Raw genomic sequence first — 22034 nt, 5'->3', positions numbered from 1 at the left:
CTTGGAAAAAGAACAACTTTTCTCTCTTGCTGCGGCCCGACTAGCGCTTAGGATCGGCGCATGAACGCGCCGCTTTTGCCCGAGAGCCGTTGGGAGAAATCTCCTCTTGCCGCAAGGCTGCGCGCCGAGGTCGCGGGCGAGGTTTTGTTCGATGCCGCAAGCCGCGGCCGCTACGCCACCGACGCCTCGATCTATCAGGTCATGCCGGTCGGCGTCGTCGTGCCCAAAACCCTGGCCGATGTCGAGGCGGCGATGGCGATCGCGCGCGAGGCGGGGGTGCCGCTGCTCGCGCGCGGCGGCGGCACCAGCCAGTGCGGGCAGACGGTGAACCGGGCGCTGGTGCTCGATGGCAGCAAATATCTCCGCCGCATCCTCGCGATCGACCCCGAAGCGGGGACGGCGGTGGTCGAGCCCGGGCTGGTCTTGAGCCATCTCAACGCCGCGTTGCGCGAACACGGCCTCTTTTTCCCGGTCGATCCCTCGACGCACACCCGCGCGACGATCGGCGGCATGGCGGGGAATAATTCCTGCGGCGCGAAATCGATCCGCTATGGGCTGATGGCCGACAATGTGCTGGCGATCGAGGCCATTCTCGCCGATGGCACGCGCGCGCGCTTCGCCGAGGACAGCGCCGAGCCGGCGGCGCTGATCGCGCGTTTGCGGGCGCTTGGTGCGGCTGAGGCAAGCGAGATTGCCGCCCGTTTTCCGCGCCAGCTCCGCCGTGTCGGTGGCTATAACATCGATGCGCTGACGCCGGCGGCGCGCGCGGCAGGGCGCGGCAATCTCGCCCGCCTCCTGGTCGGTTCGGAGGGGACGCTCGCGTTTTCGGCGGCGCTGACGCTCAAACTCGCGCCGATCAAGCCGCGCAAGGTGCTGGGTCTTTGCCAGTTTCCCAATTTCCGCGCGGCGATGGCGGCAACGCCCCATCTCGTGACGCTGGATCCGGAAGCGGTGGAACTCGTCGATCGCACGATGATCGATCTCGGCCGCTCGATCGCGATCTTTCGCCCGACCATCGAGCGGATGGTGCAGCCGGGGACGGATTGCCTGCTCATCGTCGAATTCCACGGCCACGAAGAGGCGCCGCTTCTCACCAAACTCGCCGATCTCGAGACGATGATGGGCGATCTCGGCCATCCCGGCGCGGTGGTTGCGGCAACCAAGCCGGCCTTCCAGGCGGCGATCGCCGAAGTGCGCGAAGCCGGGCTCAACATCATGATGTCGATGAAGGGAGACAGGAAGCCGGTTTCGGTGATCGAGGATACCGCCGTCGATCTCGCCGATCTCGCCGATTACACCGAACGGCTGAACGAAATCCTCGAGCGCCACGGCACGCGGGGCACCTGGTATGCGCATGCCTCGGTCGGGTGTCTGCATGTCCGCCCGGTTCTCAGCATGAAGGATGTGGGCGATGTCCGGCGGTTTCGCGCCATCGCCGAGGAATGTTTCGCCCTGGTGCGCGCCTATCGCGGCTCGCATAGCGGCGAGCATGGCGATGGCATCGTCCGCTCCGAATTTCATGAAGCGATGTTCGGGCCGCGCATCGTTCGCGCCTTCGAGGCGGTGAAGGACGCGTTCGACCCCGCGGGTTTCTTCAATCCGGGCCGCATCGTTCGCGCCCCGCGGATGGATGATCGCAGCTTATTCCGCACGCCGCCCGGGTATGGCCCGGATCCGGCCTTTACCCCGAAGCTCGACTGGTCGGAGCATCCAGGCGGCCTCCTGGGGGCTGCCGAGATGTGCAACAATAATGGCACCTGCCGGGGGTTTGAGGCCGGCGCGATGTGCCCGAGCTATCGCGTGACCCGCGATGAGCAGCATCTGACGCGCGGGCGTGCCAATACGCTCCGCCTCGCCCTCTCCGGCCAGCTCGGCGCCGATGCCATGGCGTCGGACGCGCTGGCTGACGCGATGGCGCTTTGTGTTTCGTGCAAGGCCTGCCGGCGGGAATGCCCGACCGGCGTCGATATGGCGCGGATGAAGCTCGAAGTGCTCGCCGCGCGCGCCGAGCGGCAGGGGATTCCGCTTCGTGCCCGGCTGCTCGCGGCGCTGCCGCGTCTGGCCCCGCTCGCCGCACGGGTGGCGCCGGTCGCGAACGCTCTGGCCGGACTTTCGCTCACCCGGCGGCGGCTCGGCTTCGCGCCTGATCGCCGGCTTCCCGCCTTCCGCCGCGATGCGTTTCGCGATCACGAGGCGCCGGCGGGGGAGGGGGCGAAGGTCTGGCTGCTCGCCGATACCTTCAACCGCTATTTCGAGCCCGAGAATCTGCGTGCCGCGGTGCGTGTTCTGCGGGTTGCCGGGTTTCGCCCGGTGGTTGCGCGGGCGCCTGGCGGCCCGCTTTGCTGCGGGCGGACGGAACTCGCCGCCGGCCGGCTCGAGGCGGCGCGGCGGGCGGCGTCGCGGGTGATCGCGGCTTGCGCCGGCGACGAGCCGGTGGTTGGCCTCGAACCCTCCTGCTTGCTCACGCTCCGCGACGAGTATTCGGCCCTGCTCCCGGGAGATGCGGCGCGCGATCTTGCCGCCCGGGCGCGGCTCTTGCCGGAGTTCCTCGAAGAGAGATGCCCCTCGCTTCCCGTCTCGGCGATGGCGACGACGGCGCATGTCCATGGCCATTGCCATCAGAAAGCGCATGGCGCCTGGCCGGCGACTTTGGCGATGCTGGGGCGCATCCCTGGGCTCACCGTCGCGCCGATTACCTCGTCTTGCTGTGGCATGGCCGGGAGTTTCGGCTACCAGGCCGAAACCGCCGCGATCTCGCGGGCGATGGCGGAGGCGGCGCTCTTGCCGGCGGTGCGCGCGGCGGCGGCGGGGGATGTCATCGTCGCCGATGGCACGTCTTGCCGCCATCAGATCGCCGATCTCGCCGGGCGCCGGGCGGTGCACTCGGTGCAGATTTTGGCAGAGGCGCTTAAATGAAAAAAGCTACGTGACGAACGTTTTTTGGTTCTTTTTTTCAAAAAAGAACAATTCTTTCCCCTGATATCTTCACCACACCATCTGCGCGCGAGCTTTTTTCCGCGATGTGGCTTGGCTTTCTGAGGTCCATTCCTTGACCGTCATGTAACGGGGGGCGAGGAAGCGGTAGGTGCGTTCGATCAGCGCCCATTGGTCGCGGTCGGTGATTTCGTTGGTGTCGGCCCAGGCGTCGAGGATCGGCTCCCAGCCGCGAAAGCATTGGTAGAGCCAGTCACGGTTGGCGCGGATGAAGCTCCTCTGGTTCTCGTCGTTGCGAAGGGCTGCGATGACTTCGCCGGTCTGGGCATCGAGTTCCTCGAAGCGGGTGGTGAATTGGCGCACCGCGCGGAGGAGCAGGCGCTGCACCTGGGAGATGGTTTCGCCGTGCGAGGTGTCACCGCGCCAATGAGACTGGATTTCGCTGACCTTGCGTAGGACGTCTTGGCTGCGCACCAGCAAGCGGGCGCGCAATGCCTCGACATAGGCGAGTTCCTGGGCGAGCGTCTCGATCGCCTCGACCACCGCGTCGGGGCCGGCAAGGCCAAGCGCCGAGGCCGCCCGTTCGAAGGCTTCCTGGATGCGCGGGCGGAAGGCGGGATCTTCGACCATCGCCAGAAGAGCGGCGGGATCGGTGGATTTGCCGGTTTCCGTGCCATCGGTGATCCAGGCGACGAGGGCGAGGCGGAGCCGGGCGAGAGCGATCTGGAAATGCACCGGCGCCGGCTCCCAACTCGCTTCCCCGGTCAGGATCTCGGCGGGAAAGGGATCGCCGAGCCGGATCTGGGTGACGAAATCGAGGGCTGCGACGATCAGGTCAAGCACGCGGCCATCCGGGGTATTGGCGGCGATGGAAAATTCCCGCCGCAGGGCGCGGAGCGGCAGCGAGACGTTCTTTTCGCCGAGCGGCACCGTCATTACCGCTTCGCCATCGGTTTCGGCGCGCTGGAACACCGGGAGGCCGAAGCGTTTGAAGACCGGATGGCTGAGCGTGCAGATCTCGGGCGAGTTCTCCATGCCGCGATGATCGGCACATGAGATGAAAAATAAACTAACGCAGAGGGACGGCGGCCCTCTTGACGCCCTCCCTCAGGTGCCCCCCTTGAGGCGAGCGGCGGTGGGTTTGGCCGGGCGCGGGGCGTGGGCATCTTTGCGCAGCCGGTGTTCGCCGAGGAAGAGCAGGATGGGGGCGGCGATGAAGATCGAGGACGAGGTGCCGACGATGATGCCAAACAGCATCGTCCAGGCAAACGCCGAAAGCGTGCTGCCGCCAAAGAGCGCGAGCGGCAGGCTCGCGAGGAACACCGTCATCGAGGTGCCGAGGGTGCGGTTTAGGGTTTCGTTGATCGAGAGATCGATCAGTGCGCGGAGCGGCATGGTCTTGTATTTGCGCAGGTTTTCGCGCACCCGGTCATAGACCACGACCTTGTCGTTGGTGGAATAGCCGAGAATGGTGAGGATCGCCGCGACCATCACGAGATCGAAGGGAAGGCGGGTGATGGCGAGAAAGCCGATGGTTTTGGTGATGTCGAGCAGCAGCGTCACCACCGCGCCGACCGCGAACTCCCACTCGAAGCGGAACCAGATATAGGCGAGGATCATGACGAGGCTGATGGCCAGCGCCAGCATGCCGTTCCGGAACAGCTCCGCCGAAACGCTCGAGCCCACGGCATCGACGCGCATCACCTTGGTGCCGGGAAAAGCCTCGGCGAGGGCGGCGCGGACGCGATCGGCGCTGGCTTGGGTCGCGGTTTCGCTTTTCGGGTTTTCGAGCCGGATCAGGATGTCGTCCGGCCCGCCGAAGCTTTGCACGCCGGCGCCGGTGATGCGCTGGCCGGCGAGGGCTGCGCGGATTTTGGTGAAATCCGCCGGCCCCGGCGTTTTCGCCTCGATCACGATGCCGCCCCGGAAATCGATCCCGAGATTGAGCCCGGGATAGAAAAACAGCACGACCGAGAGGCTGGAGAGCAGGGCCGAGACTAATAGGCCGAGAAACCGCCCGCGCATGAAGGCGATCTTGGTGCCATCGGGGACGATACGAAACAGCGGGCGCAAAAACATGGGATTATACCGGCAGAAGGGCGGGGCGCGTCGCGGCATACCAGCGTACCATGATCAGGCGGGCGAGCAATGTCGCGGTGAATAATGTCGTCACGATGCCGACGGTGATGGTAACGGCGAAGCCGCGCACCGGGCCGGTGCCGAAGACGAACAGCATGACATGGGCGAGCAGCGCCGTCACGTTGCTGTCGAGAATGGTGCTGTAGGCGCGGGAAAATCCGGCCTCCAAGGCGCCAAGCGGCGTTCGGCCATTCTTCACCTCCTCGCGGATGCGCTCATTGATCAGAATATTGGCATCGACCGCCATCCCGAGTGTGAGCAGGATGCCGGCCATGCCGGGGAGCGTCAGCGTCGCCTGTAAAAGCGAGAGCACAGCGAGCATCAGGATCAGATTGGCGACCAGCGCGAGATTGGCGATCCAGCCGAACAGCCCATAAAACACCGCCATGAAGGCGATGACGAGGACGAAGCCGACGGCGAGCGCGATCGCCCCGGCGCGGATCGAATCGGCGCCGAGTTCCGGCCCCACGCTCCGCTCCTCGACGACGGTGAGCGGCGCGGGGAGGGCCCCGGCGCGGAGTAAAAGTGCGAGATCGGTCGCGGTCTTGGCATCGAACCGGCCCGAAATCTGCCCGCGCCCGCCGGTGATCGGCTCGCGGATGACGGGGGCGCTGATCACCTTGTTGTCGAGGACGATGGCGAAGGGTTTGCCGACATTGGCGCGGGTGGTGTCGGCGAAACGCCGGGCGCCGATGCTGTCGAAGGTGAAATTCACCACCCAGTCCCCGGTCTGCGGGTTCTGGCCGGCGCGGGCGTCGGTGAGATTGGCGCCATCGACCTCGACATGCTTCCTGACCGGGAGTTTCGCCCCCGGCTGGTCGGCGAGCGGCAGGAACTCGACCCCCGGCGGCGCCGGGCCGGCGGCGGGATTGGCCTCGGCATCGAGCAGATGGAAGGTCATTTTCGCGGTCTGGCCGAGCAACGCTTTGATCCGCTCCGGGTCCGAGATGCCGGGGAGCTGGACGATGATGCGGTCGTCGCCCTGGCGGGCGATTTCGGGGTCGATCACGCCGGTTTCATCGATGCGCCGGCGGACGATCTCGATCGATTGCGTGATCGCGGCGTTGGCCCGCTCGGTGATCGCGACCGGCGAGAGCGTGAGCGCGATCGCGTCAGTCGCGAAGGGCGCGACGCTCACCTCCTCCTGCCCCGGCGCCGTGTTCGCCTGGCCGAGGCCAAGCGCCGTGCGCAACGCGGCGAGCGCTGGCGCCTGCTGCGCCGGGTCACGAAGATGGAAGACGACGCGGTTCTGGTCGGGCTCGGCGCCGAGGCGGAGATAGCCGATATTGGCGGCAAGCAGGGTGCGCCGCGTGGTATCGACGAGGCCTTCGAGCCGCTCGCGCAGCACCGCCTTGGTATCGACTTCCAAAAGCAGATAGCTGCCCCCTTGCAGGTCGAGCCCGAGATGGACCTGCCGCCAGGGCAGCCAAGGTGCCGGCGCACGGATGAGATTGGGCAGGCAGAACAGCGCGCCAAGGACGCAGATTCCAAGGATCAGCGTGATTTTGAGGCGGCTGAAGCTGAGCATGGCGGATGGCGGACTCCCCTCGCGAATGGCGGCGGAGAATGACGAGCCGCAAGGAGGATTGCAACCCGGCGCGCAACCGCCGCGATGCGAGGCATCTCTGGCCCCTCTTCGCCAAGGCTGCTACCGATGTTCCACGCAATGGCGGAGGGCGGCGGCGTGGTAAGGGTCGGGGTGATCGGGGCCGGGCATTTCGGGCGGTTTCATGCCCTCAAACTCGCCGCCGCCAAGCGCGCGGTGCTCGCGGGCGTCACCGATACCGATCCCGCGCGGGCGCAAGCGCTCGCGCGCGAGACGCGCGCGCCGGCGCTCGCGCTCAAAGATCTCCTCGCCGCGTCCGATGCCGTCGTCATCGCAGCGCCAGCGGAGGCGCATTTCGCGCTCGCGGCGGAAGCGCTTTCGGCGGGCAAGCATGTGCTGGTGGAAAAGCCGATCGCCGCCAGCCTCGACCAGGCCGATGAACTCGCCGCCCGCGCCAAAGCCGGCGGACGCGTGCTCCAGGTCGGGCATTTGGTGCGCTACAGCGCCGAATACGCGGCGGTCGCGGCACGGATGCAAAACCCGCTTTATATCGAGGCGACCCGTATTGCGCCCTTCAAGCCGCGCGGCACCGATGTCTCGGTGATCCTCGACCTCATGATCCACGATCTCGATCTCGTGCTCGCCCTGGTGCAAAGCGAGATCGCCAGCATCGATGCGGTCGGCGCGCCGATCGCAAGCGCCCATGAAGACATCGCCAATGCCCGCGTGCGGTTCGAAAACGGCGCTGTCGCGACCATCACGGCGAGCCGGATTTCGCTTAAAACCGAGCGCAAGATGCGGCTATTCGCGCAAAAGGGCTATATGTCGGTCAATTTCGTCGACCGCAAATTGATGCTGATCGGGCGCGAGCGGGGTCTCCCGATTCCCGGCGGGCAGGGCTATCGCATCGAGGAGACGAGCTGGCGTGAGCATGACGCGCTCGAAGCCGAACACGCCGCCTTTATCGCCGCGATCCTCGATGGCGCGCCGGTCGTCGTCGATGCCGCCGCTGGGCGGCGGGCGCTGGCCGCAGCCCTTGCGGTCGCCGAAAGCATGGCGGCCTCGCGCGCCGTCGCCCTCGCCTCAGGCTTGCTCCAGACTCTCGAGGACGGCGGCGGCGGCGGCCTCTGAGGGCAGGCCGGCAGGCGGGCGCAGGGTTGCGAGCACGGCGCGAAACGCCTCACGCTGCGCCGCCGCCAGCGCCGGCGTGGTGATCAGGCCGGAGACGGTCGCGGCCAGGCGTTCGGGCGAGCAATTCTCCTGCAGCAATTCCGGCACCACTTCGCGCCCGGCGAGCAGATTGACCATCGCGACGTGTGGGACGCGGATCAGCCGCCGCGCGATCATCGCGGTGAGCGCATTGACGCGGTAGGTCACCGCCATCGGCGCGCCGGCGAGTGCCAATTCCAGGGTCGAGGTGCCGGATTTGGTCAGCGCCGCGCTGGCCGCGGCGAAGGCATCGTGCTTGCCCGCGATCTCGCTCACCACTAGGGGCTTTATCGGCCAGTCGGCGGCCGCGCGCGCGACCGCTTGCGCAACCGCGCCCGCCGCCGGCACGACCGGGACGAGAGAAGGAAACCGCGCGGCGAGCAGTGCGACCGTTTGGCCGTAGACCGGCAGGAGCCGCCCGGCCTCGCTCGGCCGGCTGCCGGGCATCAGGATCACCAAAGGCGCGTCGGCGGCGATGCCATGGGCGGCGCGAAACCGCGCACCATTGCCCTGATCGGCGCCTGATTCCAAAACCGGGTGGCCGACGAAACGGGCATCGAGGCCAAAGCGCGCGAAATAGTCGGGCTCGAACGGCAAGAGGCAGAGGAGGCGGTCCCAAAGCCCGGGAAAGCGCCGCACCCGACTCTCGCGCCAGGCCCAGACTTGGGGTGCGACGTAATGGACGCGCGTGACGCCGAGTGGTGCGATCCGGCGCAGCAGACGAAGCGCGAAACCGGGGCTGTCGATCGTTACCACGATCGCGGGGCGGCGGGCCGCGATATCGGCCACCGTCTCAGCCATCCGCCGGCGCAGTCGCCAAAGCCGCGGCACGATTTCGACCAGCCCCATGACCGCGAGTTCGTGCATCGGAAATAGGCTGGAAAATCCGAGCGCCGCCATGCGTGGCCCGCCGATGCCGGCGAAATCGAGATCCGGCCGCGCAGCGCGCAGCGCCGCCATCAGCCGCGCCCCGAGCACGTCGCCGCTATGCTCGCCGGCGAGAAGATAGATCAGCGGCATCGCGCCGCGCTCAGCGTGGGCAAAGGCGCGCGGGGGCGGGCACCGGCGCCGGCCAATCGGCGTGGTTGCGCACCCCGCCGTCCGCTCGCACCCGCGCAAGCCGCGTCGGATCGAGATGGATGATGACCATGTCCGGCGCATCGAGCGCGCCACGCGCGAGAACGCCATCCTCGGGAAAGCCGCGATCGACCGGCCCAAAAGCGCCAGCATAGCCGCGATTGACATCGAGGGTCGCCGACCAGGGCGCAAGCCCGACGGTCGGCGCGATCGCGACGTAGCATTGGTTTTCCAGGGCACGGGCGCGCGCCGCGAGCCGCACGCGGTTGAAGCCGGCGATCGTATCGGTGCAGCTCGGGCAGAGAATGAGCCACGCCCCCACCTCGACCTGGGCGCGCACCAGGGGCGGGAATTCGACGTCATAGCAGATCGCGATGCCAAGCAGACCCCAGCGGGTTTCAAAGACCGCCGGCGGCGCCCCCGGCGAAACCCGCCATTCTTCGGCCTCGAACCGGGTCATCACCCGCTTCTCCTGGAACGCGATCCCACCCCGCTCGTCGATCAGCGGCGCGCGGTTGCGAACCGCGCCCGCCGCCGCCATTGGCAGTGTCCCGGGCAGCAGCCAGAGGCGATGGCGGCGGGCGCACTCGCGCATCACGGTGATCAAGGCGTCCGCTTCGGCGGTGACGAGCGCGAGTTCGGCGGCGACATCGGGGGTTTTGACCGCGGCACCGGCGATCTCGACCGCGGCGTATTCGCCGAGCATCAGGAGATCGGCGCCGCGTGCCTTGGCTTCGCCGGCGAGGCGGTCGAGCTTTGCCGCGAACCCGGCAACGCCGGCGACGCGCTCGATCGGATACTGCGCCAGCGCGAGGGTGAGCGGGGCCGGCGCGCTCACGGCAGGGGCGCGCCAGTGAGAGATTTGACCCAGAAGCCGAGACGATGCTCGCTTTCCTCTGTGGCACCCACTTCCCGCCAGCGCATCACGCAGGAAAGCTCGGGGCGCGGGGTGAAACCGCGTTTGCGCCAGAAGGAATCGAGCGGGACATAATCCGGCGGCCGCGCTGGATGGTCGGGCGGGCGCTGGACGGCGCAGAACGTCGCGAAATCGGCGTTCGAGACCGCGCTTGCATGGGCCTCGCGGGCGGTGAAAAACGCAACGCCGATGCCCTGGCCGCGATAGTCCGCCAAAAGCACCGACTCGCCGAAATAGAAAAACCGCTCGGGCGCAAGGCCGCGGGCGCGAAACGGCGCTTGCACGTTCGCGCTCTCGGCGGCAAGCGGAAGGCAGGTCGCAGCCCCGATGACGCGCCCGCCCGCCCGCGCCAGAATGACCGCCGCGTGCGGTGTTTTGACATAGGTTTCGAGATAGCCCCGCTCATACCCCTCATCGCCCTCGTAAAGATAGGGAAAGGCGCGAAAGACGGTGATGCGCAGGCGCGCGAGATCGCCGAGAAACGGCGCAAGCGCCGCCCCGGTGTAGGTTTCGATGGTGATCGGAGATGTGGAAGCGCTATCGGACATGACCCGCCCTCTTTAAGGGGTGTTGGGGCTTAGGGCAAAGAGAAGGAAATAAAGAAAATTCTTCTTTTGACTTCCGAAAAAGAAGCAAAAAGACTTTTCCCCGTGTCCTCGGAGCGGGCAGTGCTGCAAGCACTGCCCAACGGATATAAGTTTTTTGGTTCTTTTTTTCAAAAAAGAACCGCTTTAAATCCCCATCAACGCCCTGACATGGGCGGCGGCCGAGGCGGCGAGGGCATCGAGATTGTAGCCACCTTCGAGCACCGAGACGATGCGCCCGCCGGCGTGGGTTTTGGCGCAGGCGACGAGTTTTTCGCTAACCCAGGCGAAATCGCGCTCGGTCAGGCGCAATTCGGCGAGCGGGTCGGCGTGATGGGCGTCGAACCCGGCCGAAATGATGAGCAATTCGGGGGCGAAGGCATCGAGCGCGGGCAGAAGGGTCGTCTCCCACGCGATGCGGAAATCGCCGCCGTCACTTCCCGGCGCGAGCGGCACATTGACGATGTGATCGGCGATGCCGCGCGCCGCACCCGTGCCGGGATAGCAGGGATATTGGTGGCTCGAGGCGTAAAACAGATCGGGATCGGCGGCGAAGGCGGCTTCGGTGCCGTTGCCGTGATGGACATCGAAATCGACCACCGCGACCCGCCGCAAGCCCCAGCGCGCGCGGGCTTGCTCGGCCGCGATGGCGGCGTTGTTGAAGAAGCAGAACCCCATCGCGCGGCCGGGCTCGGCGTGATGCCCGGGCGGGCGGACGGCGACGAAGGCGGCGCGTGCCCAGCCCTCCATCACCGCATCCACCGCCGCCGCGGCGCCGCCGGCGGCGTGCAGCGCGGCTTCGGCGCTGCCGCGGCTCATCATCGTGTCGGCATCGAACGGCACGATGTCACCTTCCGCCGGGCGGGTTGCGAGAATGGCGGCGACATAGTCGGCGCCGTGGACGCGGGTGAGCTGCTCGTGGCGCGCCGGCGGCGCTTCCTCGCGCAGCAAGGGCGCGAATTCCGGCGCCTCTAAGGCGCGGAGCACGGCGCGCAGGCGATCGGGGCATTCCGGGTGCCAGCCGCCGGGGTCGTGGTCGAGGCAGGCGAGGTGGGTGAACAGGGCGACGCTCATGGCCGTGCCTCCGGGTTTTCTTGGCTTTTTGCGGGCTCGTCGGCGCGGCGGCGGATGAGGAAGCGGAACACCCCGGCCTCCTCGCTGAAGGCGACCAAAGCATGGCCGGTTTCGCGGCAAAATGCCTGAAAATCGGCGACCGAGGCGCGATCGGTCGCGAGCACGCGCAGCTGGGCGCCGGGCGCGAGGCCGCGCAGCACCCGATTGGCCCGCAGCACCGGCAGCGGGCAGCGTAATCCCTTGACGTCGAGAACCGTGTCGCTCATTGCGTTTCTCCCGGTGGCGAGTCTGCGGCCAAATGCGGGCGCCGGCAAGGCAGCCGCGCAATTCCGGCATGCGTCGGATGACGCCGTCCGATGCGCCTGGCGGAGATGACATCGGCAGGCAAAAATCCTATCTACCAGCGGCACCGGATCCGAGGGACGATCGATGATGGCACGTTTTGCCGCCCGTATTCCGGCGGCGCTTTTATTGGCGGCGCTCGCCGGCTGCGGCGGCTCATATTCGCCCAACACCTATGCGACGACCGCAGTGCAGCAGGCCAATAAGGTCGCGCAGGGCGTCGTTGTCGGGGTGCGCGAAATCAAGATCAGCTCGTCCGAAACCGTCGGCGCGGTGACCGGCGGCGCGATGGGCGCCATCGTCGGCAGCCAGGTGCCGGGCAGTTCGCTCGGCCAGGCTTTCGGCACCGTCGGCGGCACCATGCTCGGCGGGCTGGTCGGGGCCGGCGCCGAGCATACGGTGACTGATACCAAGGCGTTCGAATATATCGTCCGCAAGACCACCGGCGAGCTGGTTTCGGTGACCCAGAAGGACGAGGTGCCGCTCGCCATCGGCCAGCACGTCCTCGTCATCGCCGGCAATCAGGCGCGGATCGTGCCGGATTATATCGTGCCGGTCGATCCCGCGACCGAGGTCGCCAAGGCGAAGGAGCCGGTCAAGCCGGTGCCGGCGGCGGCACCAGTCGCCGCCGCGGCAACGTCAGAGGGGGTGGCCGCGGCGCAGGACGCGGCGGCGGTGCCGGCAACGCCCCCGCCGCCAGCGCCCCTTGCCCCCGCCGCTCCTCCGAGCATCACTCCCGCGCAGTAGCCGCTGCGGCCGGGCGGCGTCGCCCAAGCTGGCCTTCGCGTCGCGGTCGGAGTCTGATACCCTCATCCGTCAAAGGAAAAGAGGGAACGGGCATGACGGACATCAGCGTCGCCGAACGTACCGGCTATCGTGTCATTACGCTCAACCGGCCGGACAAACTCAATGCCACCACCGCCCCGATGCTGCGCGCGCTGCGTGCCGCATTCGAGGGCGCGGCCAATGACCGCGCTTGCCGGGCGGTGCTGCTCACCGGCGCCGGGCGCGGGTTTTGCGCGGGGCAGGATCTCGCGGCGGTCAATACCCTCGATACCGCGACCGCCGATCTCGGCGCCTTGGTGGAAGAGCTTTACAACCCGCTGATCCGCCTGATCCGAGCCCACCCGTTGCCGGTGGTGTGCGCGGTCAACGGCATCGCCGCCGGCGCCGGCGCCAATCTCGCGCTCGCCTGCGATATCGTGCTCGCCGCGCGCTCGGCCTCCTTCGTGCAGGCGTTCGCGCGCATCGGCCTCATCCCCGATGCCGGCGGCACCTGGGCGTTGCCGCGTCTGGTGGGCGATGCGCGGGCGCGGGCGCTTGCGTTGCTCGCCGAGAAGATCAGCGCCGAGCAGGCCGCCGCCTGGGGGATGATCTGGCGCGTGGTCGAAGACGAGGCGCTGATGGCCGAAGCCGAGGCGATGGCGGCCTATCTCGCCGAGCAGCCGACCGCGACCCTCGGCCTCATCAAGCGGGCGCTGCTGGCATCGGCGGGGAATGATCTCGAGACCCAGCTCGCCTTGGAGCGCGATCTTCAGCGCGAGGCCGGGCGCAGTGGCGATTATGCCGAGGGCGCGCGCGCGTTCCTCGAGAAGCGGCCGCCGCGCTTTACGGGCGGGGCGTGATGACGCGGGCGGATGCGCTCGCGCGCGCCTGCGCCGAGGCGATGTGGCGGGACGACCAAGCGAGCCGCGCGCTCGGCATGGAGATCCTGGCCGTCGCCCCCGGAGAGGCGCGCCTTGCCATGACGATCCGCGCTGAGATGGTGAACGGGCATGGCACCTGCCATGGCGGGTTCATCTTCCTCCTCGCCGATTCCGCCTTCGCCTTCGCCTGCAACAGCGAAAACGAAAAGGCGCTCGCCCAGCACTGCGCGATCACCTTCCTCCGCCCGGCGCGGCGCGGCGAGCGCCTGGAGGCGGAGGCGGTGAAACGGAGTGACGCCGGGCGCAGCGGCATTTACGACATCACCGTCCGCACGTCCGACGGCACCGTCATCGCCGAGTTTCGCGGCCAGTCGCGGCGCATCGGCGAGCGGTTTTTTCCCGAGGAGGCCACCGATGCCACGCCCTGATCTCGCCCCCGACCGCGCCGATCTGGCGCCGATCGAGATCGCCTCACGCGATGAAATCGCAGCACTCCAGCTCGCGCGCCTCAAAAAGACGCTCGCCGAGGCCTATGCCAACGTGCCGCATTACCGCGCCGCGTTCGAGGCCGCCGGTGTCCATCCCGAGGATTGCCGGACGCTGGAGGATCTCGCGCACTTCCCGATGACGACCAAAGCCGATCTTCGCGCAACCTACCCGTTCGGCCTGTTCGCGGTGCCGCGCGCGGCCCTGGCGCGTATCCATGCCTCGTCCGGCACCACCGGCAAGCCGACCGTGGTCGGCTATACCCGGGGCGATCTCGATGTCTGGGCGGCGCTGGTCGCCCGCTCGATCGTTGCCGCCGGCGGACGGGCGGGGATGATGCTGCACAACGCCTATGGCTATGGTCTTTTTACCGGCGGGCTCGGCCTTCATGCCGGGGCCGAGCATCTCGGCTGCGTCGTGGTGCCGGTCTCAGGCGGGATGACCGAGCGGCAGGTGCAGCTCATCGCCGATTTCGCCCCTGACATCATCACCGTGACACCGAGCTATCTGCTCGCGATCCTCGATGAATTCCGCCGCCAAGGGCGGGATCCGCGCGCGACCTCGCTCAAGGTCGCGATCCTCGGCGCCGAGCCCTGGTCGGAGGCAATGCGCGCCGAGATCGAGGCGGCGTTCGACATTCATGCCGTCGATATTTACGGGCTTTCCGAGGTGATGGGGCCGGGGGTGGCTTCCGAATGCGTCGAAACCAAGGACGGGCTTCATCTCTGGGAAGACCATTTCTACCCCGAGATCATCGACCCCGAGAGCGGCGCGGTCCTTCCCGATGGCGAACGCGGTGAACTCGTTCTCACCTCCCTCACCAAGGAAGCGATGCCGGTGATCCGCTACCGGACGCGCGATTTGACACGGCTTCTTCCCGGCACGGCGCGGAGTTTTCGGCGAATGGAACGCATCCAGGGCCGCTCGGATGACATGATCATCCTCCGCGGCGTCAACGTCTTTCCGAGCCAGATCGAGGAGATCCTGCTGCGCTCGGCTTTTCTCACCGGGCATTATCAGATCGAGTTGACCCGGGAGGGAAGAATGGACGCGATGGCGGTGCGGATCGAGGCGGAGCCCGACGCCTGGGGCACGCCGGCGCTCGCCGGCGAGGACGTGAACCTCGCCCACCACATCAAGGACACCATCGGCGTCACCGCGAGCGTCGCTATCGTCGCCCCGGGCAGTATCGAACGCTCGCTCGGCAAGGCGCGCCGCGTCATCGACCGGCGCGGGCAGCAAACGGGCTGAACCCTCGTCTTACACGGCCTTGCGGCGGCGGAGCAGCGCCAGACCCGCGAGGCCGGCGCCGAGCAGGCTCGCGGAGGCCGGCTCCGGCACCGTCGGCTGGCCGGAATAGATCGCAAGGTTGGAGATCGTGCCGTCGAAATATTCGGAATAGGTGCCGAATTGGGTGCCGACCCGCGTCTCGGTGCCGGTCTGCGGCGCAGTCACCGCGATCGAGGAGGAATAGACCTCGGTGCCATCGATGAAGAATTGGGTGCCGGAGGCGTCGCTGATCAGTTCGTAGGCGTGCGAGACATTGAGGCTCGGCGTTGCGACCGGGATCCCGGCGAGACTGTCGCCGAGCCGGAATTCGCCGCCGGCAAGACCGATATAGAAACCCGGGCCACCGGAGTAACCTTGCGAGACCATCTCGACAATGCCGTTGCTATAGGCGGCGATGGTGGCGTCGAACGTGATGCTGAAATCTGAACGCGGGATGGCGAACCCGGAAATCTGGGCATAGGCCGACGAGCCGTTCAGAACGAGGCCGCCGCTGCTGACGGTCGCGCCGCCTTCGAGGGTCGCGTTCATGCCGCCGACACTGTCCGTGCTGGCATTGTCGAAGCTGTAATCATGCAGCAACGCCGCTGCGGCGGGTGTGGCCGCCAACAAACTCCCCGGAATGAGGCTGATGCCGAGCAGAAAAAACCGGAACCGCGCCATGGCTTCAGTTTCCCTGGCCAAAAATTACAAATGCGATTCAATTAAAGGATTATTTAATCGAAATCAACAAAAATTTACCGCGCGCGAGGCATCATCCGTCCCGCGTCGGCGAATGCCAGGCCGCGCCGCGACCGGCATGCGGGCGCAGCGGCGATGGCGGGCGGTAAGACCGGCGCCGGAACGCCGCTGGCAAATCCGGCGCGGCGCGGGCTTACGCCAACCGGGTCTGGCCGGCGGCAGCGGGTTGGGTCACGATGGCGGGATGCAGAGGGAATCCGATCCGCGCTGTCGTCGCTGCTATCCGGGTGACACGTGGCGACGCGATGAGATGTCACGGCCGGCCCGGTGCGGCGCCCTGAACGTGCTTTTTCGCCGATGAGCGCCGTTCGCGAAATTTTCGACCGCCGCGCCGTGCGCTGCAAGCGCGAGCGCGCGGCGGCGCGGGTCGGGCTGGTCGCCGATCTGTTGGGCGAGTTCGCGGCGCGGCTGATCGACCGGCTCGATGATACGACGCGACGGTTTTCGCGCGCGCTCGATCTCGGCGGGCGCGGCGTGGTTGCGCCCTTGTTGCGCGCGCGCGGGATCGCGGTGGTTTCTGGCGACCTTTCGCCCCGCATGGCAGCGCTTTCCGGGGCGCCAGCCGTCGCCCTCGATGAGGAGTTTCTGCCCTTCGCGCCGGCGAGCTTCGACCTCGTGATCGCCTCGCTCTCGCTGCACGAGGTCAATGATCTCCCCGGCGCCTTGATCCAGATCCGCCACGCTCTGGCGCCGGGCGGGCTTTTCCTCGCCAGCCTGCCGCTGCTCGGCACGCTCGGCGAGTTGCGCGCAGCCCTTCTCGAAACCGAGGCGGCGATCAGCGCGGGGGCTGCCGCACGGGTCTCGCCCTTCCCCGATCTTCGCGACTGCGCCGGGCTTCTCCAGCGCGCCGGATTCGATCTCCCGGTCGCCGATAGCGAGGAGATCCCCCTGCTCTATGCCGAGCCGCTGGCGCTGCTCCGCGATCTCCGCGCCGCCGGCGAGGGCAATGCGCTGGCAGCGCGCAGCCGGCGCATCCCGCCGCGCGCCCTGTTTCCCGCCGCCCTCGCCACTTTGCCGCGCCATGATGGGCGCGTCAGGGCGACGTTGCGGCTCGCTTTCTTGACCGGCTGGGCCCCGGATTGACCCTTGTCAGAGTCGCGCGGGCCGCGTATGGCGGTTGCGAGCGTTTCATCGTGGAGGATCGGTCGGATGCGCCTTGCGGTGCTGAGGGAACGTCACGCCTTCGAAACTCGCGTGGCGGCAACGCCGGAGACGGTGAAAAAATTGATCGCGCTCGGCCTCGCCGTGGTGGTCGAGACCGGCGCCGGGCATGGCGCCGCGATCGCCGATGACGAATTCCGTGCCGCCGGCGCCGAGATCGGCGCCGATGCCGCGGCGACGCTTGCCGAGGCTGACATCGTCTTCGCGGTGCAGATGCCGGAGGCCGATATCCGGGCGCAGATGAGGCGTGGCACCCTCCTCGTCGCGATCGCCAATGCCTTTGCCGACACGTCCCTGGTGCCGGCGCTGGCGGAAGCCGGGATCGACGCCGTGGCGATGGAATTGCTGCCCCGCATCACCCGCGCCCAAGCGATGGACGTGCTGTCGAGCCAGGCCAATCTCGCCGGCTACCGCGCCGTCACCGAGGCCGCGGTGACGTTTCAGCGCGGATTTCCGATGATGATGACCGCCGCCGGCACGGTGCCGCCGGCACGCGTCTTCGTCATCGGCGCCGGGGTCGCCGGGTTGCAGGCGATCGCGACGGCGCGGCGGCTCGGCGCCATCGTCTCGGCGACCGATGTCCGCCCCGCCGCCAAGGAAGAGATCAAATCGCTCGGCGCTGCCTTCGTCGGCGTCGAGGACGAGGAGACCGCCGCCCAGACCGGCGCCTATGCCCGCGAGATGAGCGAGGCCTTTCGCCAGAAGCAGGCGGAATTGATGGCCGCGACCGTCGCCAAGAACGATATCGTGATCTGCACCGCCCTCGTCATGGGGCGCAAGGCGCCGGTGATCGTGACCGCGCCGATGGTCGCGGCGATGCGGCCGGGGAGCGTGATCGTCGATCTCGCCGCCGAGTCCGGCGGCAATTGCGCGCAAACGGTGGCGGGAGAAAGCCATGTCACCGAAAACGGCGTCACCATTCTCGGCTGGCGCAACTGGCCGGGGCGGATCGCCGTGGCCGCGAGCAATCTCTATGCGCGCAACCTGCTCACCTTTCTCTCCATGTTCTGGGATAAGGAGGCGAAGGCGCCCAAGCTCCCCGAAAGCGACGATATCATCAAAGGCGTGCTGCTGACCCGGGGCGGGGCGGTGGTGCATAGCCAGTTCCAGCCCCCGAAAGCCGCGTAAGAAGGTCGAGGAAGATCGCCGATGAATCCCCATGAATTGGCCGAAGAGGCCGCCGGGCTCGCGGATCGTGCGAGCGCGCTTGCCGAACATGCCCGCCAGATGGCCGAAACCATGGCGCCCGCCATCCATGCCGGCGCGCCGTTCGTCTATCTTCTGACGGTGTTCGTGCTCGCCTGTTTCGTCGGTTATTACGTGGTGTGGAATGTCACACCGGCGCTGCACTCGCCGCTGATGGCGGTGACCAATGCGATCTCCTCGGTGATCATCGTCGGCGCCATGCTGGCGACCGGGCTTGCCGCGACCGGGATCGGCGTCGGATTCGGGTTCGTTGCGGTGCTGCTGGCGTCTGTGAACATCTTCGGCGGCTTCGTCGTCACCCAACGCATGCTGCAAATGTTCCGCAAGAAGACGAAGTGAGGACGCCATGCCCGAAAGCGTGACTTCGGCGGCCTATCTTCTCGCTGCCGTTCTCTTCATCCTGGCGCTGCGCGGCCTCTCGCATCCCGATAGCTCGCGGCGCGGCAATCTTTTTGGCATGGTGGGGATGGTCATCGCCATCCTCGCAACCCTCGCGCATGGCGCGATGTCGCTTGCCGGCTATGGGCTCATCGTGCTCGGGCTTGCGATCGGCGGCGGGATTGGGGTCGCCGTCGCGCTTCGCATCAAAATGACGGCGCTGCCGCAGCTCGTCGCCGCGTTTCACTCGCTGGTCGGGCTCGCCGCGGTGTTCGTCGCCGCCTCGGCGCTGGCCGCGCCACAAGCATTTGGCATCGGCGAACCCGGCGCCATTCATCTCGAAAGCCTGATCGAGATGTCGATCGGCCTTGCGATCGGCGCCATCACCTTTTCCGGCTCGGTGATCGCGTTTGCGAAATTGCAGGCCCTGATGCGTGGCGCGCCGATCACTTTCCCCTTTCAGCATCAGATCAATCTCGCGATCGGCATCGCCATCGTCCTTCTCGTCATCGCCTTTGTTGCGACCGGCGGCGTGGCGACGCTGTTTTGGCTGATCGCGCTGCTCGCCTTCCTGCTCGGGTTTCTGCTCATCATTCCGATCGGCGGCGCCGACATGCCGGTGATCGTCTCGATGCTGAACTCCTATTCCGGCTGGGCGGCGTCGGGGATTGGCTTTACCATCCAGAACCTCGCGCTGATCATCACCGGCGCCCTCGTCGGCTCCTCCGGCGCCATTCTTTCCTACATCATGTGCAAGGGCATGAACCGCAGCATCATCAACGTGCTGCTCGGCGGCTTCGGAACCGATTCCAGCGCCGCCGGCCCGGCCGGCGCCGGGATCGGCGACCGCACCGTCAAAAGCGGCGCCGCCGAGGATGCCGCTTTCATCTTGAAGAACGCCTCCAAGGTGATCATCGTGCCGGGCTACGGCATGGCGGTCGCGCAAGCGCAGCATGCCTTGCGCGAAATGGCCGATCTCCTGAAAGCCGAGGGCGTCGAGGTCAAATACGCAATCCACCCGGTCGCCGGCCGCATGCCCGGGCACATGAACGTGCTGCTCGCCGAAGCCAACGTGCCCTATGACGAAGTGTTCGAACTCGAACAGATCAACAACGAGTTCTCGACCGCCGACGTCGCCTATATCATCGGCGCCAATGACGTCACCAACCCGGCGGCGAAGACCGACGCCTCCTCGCCGATCTACGGCATGCCGATCCTCGAAGTGGACAAGGCGAAGACGGTGCTTTTCATCAAACGCTCGATGGCCTCGGGCTATGCCGGCGTCGAGAACGAACTCTTCTTTCGCCCCAACACCATGATGCTGTTTGGCGACGCGAAGAAAATGACCGAGGAAATCGTCCAGGCGCTCAATCACTGACGCAAACCCGGTTTTACGAGCACGCAAGAATCGTTGGAACCACCGGGTCGAGGGTGAACGCGACCGTTTGCCGCCAGCCGAGTTCCTGCCCGGTGCCGACATCCCTGACCCGGCAGGGGCGCGGCAAGGTCAGGGTGAGCGGCCATGGCGTGCGCGGCGCGGCGGAAAAATCGCGCTGGATGGCGATAACCATCCGCCCGTCAGCCGCCGCAAGCCGGGTCATGGTGACATCCTCGGGCGCTGCCCCCGTCGCGGTTGCGAGCATGAGCGGCGGCGCCAGACCGGCTTTGGCGAGGATGTGCGCAAGGCGTGGGCCGGCGTCCTTTGCGTCAGGGTCGAAGCGGGTCATCGCCCCATCAAAGGCCGGCGCGGCGCGGCGCCGGCCATGCTCGTCGAAGCGCCCGGGGATGGTGGTTGCGATCACTATCCCGCCGCCGGCGGTGAAACGGCTGATCGCCGAGATCTCCGCCTGCGACAGAGCGAGCGAGTCCGGCAGAAGAAGAACGCGAATCCCCGCTTTCAGCCAATCGCCACGAGCGAGCGCGGCCGGTGACAGAATAGCCGGCTGCCAGCCACGCGCACCGAGGAGATGGAGAAAGCCGGCGATGGCATGGCTTTGCGGGTTGTCTTGATATTCCGCATCGGCGCCGCGCGCTGCCCAGTCACCGCCGTCGGCGGCGCGATCGAGGAGCCAACGCAGCCGAAAACTCGCCGGCGAATAGAGGATCGCGATCGGATCGACAGGACGCCGAGCGGTGACCAGGAGATCCCCGAGCGGGCCGCGCAGCGCCGCGAAATCCGCCGCCGCCGCCCGCCCCCAGGGGCCGAGCCGGCCATCCGACGTCGCGAGCGCCTGGTTTTCGTCCCATAAAATCACCCCGCCCATGCCCGCGAGCACGCCATGCCAGAGCGCCGCGCGGGAAGCCGGATCGGCGCCGGCGATGGTCATCAACGTGATCAGTTTCGGGTTCATCGCACGCGCGATGGCAACGCTCGCGCCGAAATCATAGATTTCCATCACATCCACGGCATTGGCCAAACGGGTGTAGTCATAGCCCCCCCAACCCGGGATCTGCGCGCCCTCGATCGCCGCGAGCGCGCTCGGGTCAGCGGCGTGGACGGCCGCGGTGCCGGCATGAACCGCCTCGGCAAATGAAACATCCATCCACGCCTTGAAATCCATCCACGGCGCGAGATTGGCCATCCCGCCGGCCAGCGCCTGGTCGGTGGTTTCCGGCATGATTTCGTCCCAGCCCCGATAGCGCGTTCCCCAAGTGCGGTTGAGGGCGGCGAGATCGCGATACTGATTACGCAGCGAGGCACGAAAGCGCGCAAGCGCCAGCGGCGAAAAATCGAAATCCCAGGCGGCGGAGAGATCGCCGATCCCGGCCTCGTCGGCGAGGTCGTAATAAAGCGGCCGATCGGCGCGTAGCGTCTCGACGATGTGCGCAAGGCGCGCGGCAACGGCATGCCACGCAGCCGCATCGACGAGGCTCGGGACGCGCTGAAACGGCGCGAGAGCGCGGGGATCAGCGCGATGCTGCGCTTGCGCGGCAAGAAACGCCGCGTTTACCGCCGCACTTCCTTGCCAGCGATGATAGGGGCTGTAAAAATCGGTCGCGATATTTTCGACATAAAAACGAAGACCAAGCGCGCGATAGGTCGCGATTTGCGGATCGGCGACGGTTTCCCCGCCGTCACGGCGCGCCCGCACCATTCCCGCCGAGACGCCGATCTCACGCAACGCCGCGATTTGGGCGGCGGTTTCGGCCTGATAGAGAATGATCTCGAAATGCGGCCAGTCAGCCGCGTTTGCGGGGGCGAGGAAAGTTAGAAGGAGGAATAAGGGGAAAAAGAGTTCTTTTTTGAAAAAAAGAACCAAAAAACTTTTATCCCGTTGGGCAGTGCCCTTCCGAGGAGGTTGACGTTC

20 protein-coding genes are annotated in these 22034 nt (G+C 67.0%); 10 read left to right on the top strand and 10 right to left on the bottom strand.

Annotated elements, in window-relative coordinates; genetic code table 11:
- Positions 1–60: 60 nt before the first annotated feature.
- Positions 61–2916, top strand: a complete 2856-nt coding sequence (locus DEF76_RS16455; protein WP_114913224.1) for an FAD-binding and (Fe-S)-binding domain-containing protein — start codon at positions 61–63, stop codon at positions 2914–2916.
- Between the two features lie 69 nt (positions 2917–2985).
- On the opposite strand, the gene DEF76_RS16450 is transcribed toward DEF76_RS16455, so the two are convergent.
- The 3 genes from DEF76_RS16450 to secD form a co-directional block, all read right to left on the bottom strand.
- Complete coding sequence (locus DEF76_RS16450) at positions 2986–3969, bottom strand: hypothetical protein (protein WP_114913223.1); 984 nt, start codon at positions 3967–3969, stop codon at positions 2986–2988.
- 72 nt (positions 3970–4041) lie between these two features.
- Positions 4042–5013: a protein translocase subunit SecF gene (gene secF / locus DEF76_RS16445; RefSeq protein ID WP_114913222.1), complete on the bottom strand. Its 972-nt coding sequence runs from the start codon at positions 5011–5013 to the stop codon at positions 4042–4044.
- 4 nt (positions 5014–5017) lie between these two features.
- Complete coding sequence (gene secD, locus DEF76_RS16440; RefSeq protein WP_114913221.1) at positions 5018–6601, bottom strand: protein translocase subunit SecD; 1584 nt, start codon at positions 6599–6601, stop codon at positions 5018–5020.
- Positions 6602–6727: 126 nt separating this feature from the next.
- Here secD and DEF76_RS16435 point away from each other — a divergent pair, with 126 nt between their 5' ends.
- The gene (locus DEF76_RS16435) at positions 6728–7750 is read left to right on the top strand and encodes a Gfo/Idh/MocA family protein (protein WP_240319040.1); all 1023 of its coding nucleotides are present in this window, start codon (positions 6728–6730) and stop codon (positions 7748–7750) included.
- Here the strand turns inward: DEF76_RS16435 and lpxB are convergent.
- From lpxB to DEF76_RS16410, 5 genes are all read right to left on the bottom strand, one after another.
- Complete coding sequence (lpxB, locus tag DEF76_RS16430; protein ID WP_114913219.1) at positions 7703–8848, bottom strand: lipid-A-disaccharide synthase; 1146 nt, start codon at positions 8846–8848, stop codon at positions 7703–7705. The two genes, DEF76_RS16435 and lpxB, sit on opposite strands and share 48 nt — an antisense overlap.
- 10 nt (positions 8849–8858) lie before the next feature.
- Entirely contained in the window at positions 8859–9743 is an 885-nt protein-coding gene (locus DEF76_RS16425) for a nitrilase-related carbon-nitrogen hydrolase (RefSeq protein ID WP_114913218.1), read from the bottom strand.
- The gene (locus DEF76_RS16420; protein ID WP_114913217.1) at positions 9740–10369 is read right to left on the bottom strand and encodes a GNAT family N-acetyltransferase; all 630 of its coding nucleotides are present in this window, start codon (positions 10367–10369) and stop codon (positions 9740–9742) included. Before DEF76_RS16420 ends, DEF76_RS16425 begins: the two co-directional genes overlap by 4 nt.
- 183 nt (positions 10370–10552) lie before the next feature.
- Positions 10553–11479: a histone deacetylase family protein gene (locus tag DEF76_RS16415; protein WP_114913216.1), complete on the bottom strand. Its 927-nt coding sequence runs from the start codon at positions 11477–11479 to the stop codon at positions 10553–10555.
- Positions 11476–11745 carry a sulfurtransferase TusA family protein gene (locus DEF76_RS16410; RefSeq protein ID WP_114913215.1) on the bottom strand — a complete coding sequence of 90 codons (270 nt, stop codon included), beginning with the start codon at positions 11743–11745 and terminating at the stop codon, positions 11476–11478. The genes DEF76_RS16415 and DEF76_RS16410 overlap by 4 nt, the downstream gene beginning before the upstream one ends.
- 163 nt (positions 11746–11908) lie before the next feature.
- Here DEF76_RS16410 and DEF76_RS16405 point away from each other — a divergent pair, with 163 nt between their 5' ends.
- From DEF76_RS16405 to paaK, 4 genes are all read left to right on the top strand, one after another.
- The gene (locus DEF76_RS16405; protein ID WP_240319039.1) at positions 11909–12568 is read left to right on the top strand and encodes an outer membrane lipoprotein; all 660 of its coding nucleotides are present in this window, start codon (positions 11909–11911) and stop codon (positions 12566–12568) included.
- Positions 12569–12660: 92 nt separating this feature from the next.
- On the top strand, positions 12661–13446 hold the full coding sequence (gene paaG, locus DEF76_RS16400) for a 2-(1,2-epoxy-1,2-dihydrophenyl)acetyl-CoA isomerase PaaG (RefSeq protein ID WP_114913214.1): 786 nt from the start codon (positions 12661–12663) through the stop codon (positions 13444–13446).
- Positions 13446–13895 (top strand): hydroxyphenylacetyl-CoA thioesterase PaaI, encoded by a 450-nt coding sequence (gene paaI, locus DEF76_RS16395; RefSeq protein WP_114913213.1) that lies wholly within the window; start codon positions 13446–13448, stop codon positions 13893–13895. Before paaG ends, paaI begins: the two co-directional genes overlap by 1 nt.
- Complete coding sequence (gene paaK, locus DEF76_RS16390) at positions 13882–15204, top strand: phenylacetate--CoA ligase PaaK (RefSeq protein ID WP_114913212.1); 1323 nt, start codon at positions 13882–13884, stop codon at positions 15202–15204. The genes paaI and paaK overlap by 14 nt, the downstream gene beginning before the upstream one ends.
- Before the next feature lie 9 nt (positions 15205–15213).
- Here the strand turns inward: paaK and DEF76_RS16385 are convergent, their stop codons facing one another.
- Positions 15214–15903: a LamG-like jellyroll fold domain-containing protein gene (locus tag DEF76_RS16385; RefSeq protein ID WP_114913211.1), complete on the bottom strand. Its 690-nt coding sequence runs from the start codon at positions 15901–15903 to the stop codon at positions 15214–15216.
- Between the two features lie 375 nt (positions 15904–16278).
- On the opposite strand from DEF76_RS16385, the gene DEF76_RS16380 reads away from it, so the two are divergent.
- The 4 genes from DEF76_RS16380 (at position 16279) to DEF76_RS16365 (ending at position 20104) form a co-directional block, all read left to right on the top strand.
- Positions 16279–17064, top strand: a complete 786-nt coding sequence (locus DEF76_RS16380; protein ID WP_114913210.1) for a methyltransferase domain-containing protein — start codon at positions 16279–16281, stop codon at positions 17062–17064.
- Positions 17065–17130: 66 nt separating this feature from the next.
- A complete protein-coding gene (locus tag DEF76_RS16375; RefSeq protein ID WP_114913209.1) occupies positions 17131–18270 on the top strand; it encodes a Re/Si-specific NAD(P)(+) transhydrogenase subunit alpha in 1140 nt (379 codons plus the stop codon).
- A gap of 21 nt (positions 18271–18291) precedes the next feature.
- Positions 18292–18687 (top strand): proton-translocating transhydrogenase family protein, encoded by a 396-nt coding sequence (locus tag DEF76_RS16370; RefSeq protein WP_114913208.1) that lies wholly within the window; start codon positions 18292–18294, stop codon positions 18685–18687.
- A gap of 7 nt (positions 18688–18694) precedes the next feature.
- The gene (locus DEF76_RS16365; RefSeq protein WP_114913207.1) at positions 18695–20104 is read left to right on the top strand and encodes an NAD(P)(+) transhydrogenase (Re/Si-specific) subunit beta; all 1410 of its coding nucleotides are present in this window, start codon (positions 18695–18697) and stop codon (positions 20102–20104) included.
- 13 nt (positions 20105–20117) lie between these two features.
- On the opposite strand, the gene DEF76_RS16360 is transcribed toward DEF76_RS16365, so the two are convergent.
- Positions 20118–21986 (bottom strand): beta-galactosidase, encoded by a 1869-nt coding sequence (locus DEF76_RS16360; RefSeq protein WP_114913206.1) that lies wholly within the window; start codon positions 21984–21986, stop codon positions 20118–20120.
- Between the last annotated feature and the right edge of the window lie 48 nt (positions 21987–22034).

The sequence above is a fragment of the Acidibrevibacterium fodinaquatile genome, from assembly GCF_003352165.1.
GTDB classification, from domain to species: Bacteria; Pseudomonadota; Alphaproteobacteria; order Acetobacterales; family Acetobacteraceae; genus Acidibrevibacterium; species Acidibrevibacterium fodinaquatile.
The sequence above is the reverse complement of the archived record's forward strand: the minus strand, read 5'-3'. Positions and strand labels throughout refer to the sequence as shown.

Bases quoted from the DNA above. Each gene is read 5' to 3' on its own strand.
- DEF76_RS16410 (WP_114913215.1), bottom strand. From the start codon at position 11,745: ATGAGCGACACGGTTCTCGACGTCAAGGGATTACGCTGCCCGCTGCCG.
- DEF76_RS16435 (WP_240319040.1), top strand. From the start codon at position 6,728: ATGTTCCACGCAATGGCGGAGGGCGGCGGCGTGGTAAGGGTCGGGGTG.
- paaG (WP_114913214.1), top strand. From the start codon at position 12,661: ATGACGGACATCAGCGTCGCCGAACGTACCGGCTATCGTGTCATTACG.
- paaI (WP_114913213.1), top strand. From the start codon at position 13,446: ATGACGCGGGCGGATGCGCTCGCGCGCGCCTGCGCCGAGGCGATGTGG.
- DEF76_RS16450 (WP_114913223.1), bottom strand. From the start codon at position 3,969: ATGGAGAACTCGCCCGAGATCTGCACGCTCAGCCATCCGGTCTTCAAA.
- secF (WP_114913222.1), bottom strand. From the start codon at position 5,013: ATGTTTTTGCGCCCGCTGTTTCGTATCGTCCCCGATGGCACCAAGATC.
- DEF76_RS16375 (WP_114913209.1), top strand. From the start codon at position 17,131: ATGCGCCTTGCGGTGCTGAGGGAACGTCACGCCTTCGAAACTCGCGTG.
- paaK (WP_114913212.1), top strand. From the start codon at position 13,882: ATGCCACGCCCTGATCTCGCCCCCGACCGCGCCGATCTGGCGCCGATC.
- DEF76_RS16420 (WP_114913217.1), bottom strand. From the start codon at position 10,369: ATGTCCGATAGCGCTTCCACATCTCCGATCACCATCGAAACCTACACC.
- DEF76_RS16415 (WP_114913216.1), bottom strand. From the start codon at position 11,479: ATGAGCGTCGCCCTGTTCACCCACCTCGCCTGCCTCGACCACGACCCC.
- secD (WP_114913221.1), bottom strand. From the start codon at position 6,601: ATGCTCAGCTTCAGCCGCCTCAAAATCACGCTGATCCTTGGAATCTGC.
- DEF76_RS16380 (WP_114913210.1), top strand. From the start codon at position 16,279: ATGAGCGCCGTTCGCGAAATTTTCGACCGCCGCGCCGTGCGCTGCAAG.
- DEF76_RS16405 (WP_240319039.1), top strand. From the start codon at position 11,909: ATGATGGCACGTTTTGCCGCCCGTATTCCGGCGGCGCTTTTATTGGCG.
- DEF76_RS16370 (WP_114913208.1), top strand. From the start codon at position 18,292: ATGAATCCCCATGAATTGGCCGAAGAGGCCGCCGGGCTCGCGGATCGT.
- lpxB (WP_114913219.1), bottom strand. From the start codon at position 8,848: ATGCCGCTGATCTATCTTCTCGCCGGCGAGCATAGCGGCGACGTGCTC.
- DEF76_RS16385 (WP_114913211.1), bottom strand. From the start codon at position 15,903: ATGGCGCGGTTCCGGTTTTTTCTGCTCGGCATCAGCCTCATTCCGGGG.
- DEF76_RS16455 (WP_114913224.1), top strand. From the start codon at position 61: ATGAACGCGCCGCTTTTGCCCGAGAGCCGTTGGGAGAAATCTCCTCTT.
- DEF76_RS16365 (WP_114913207.1), top strand. From the start codon at position 18,695: ATGCCCGAAAGCGTGACTTCGGCGGCCTATCTTCTCGCTGCCGTTCTC.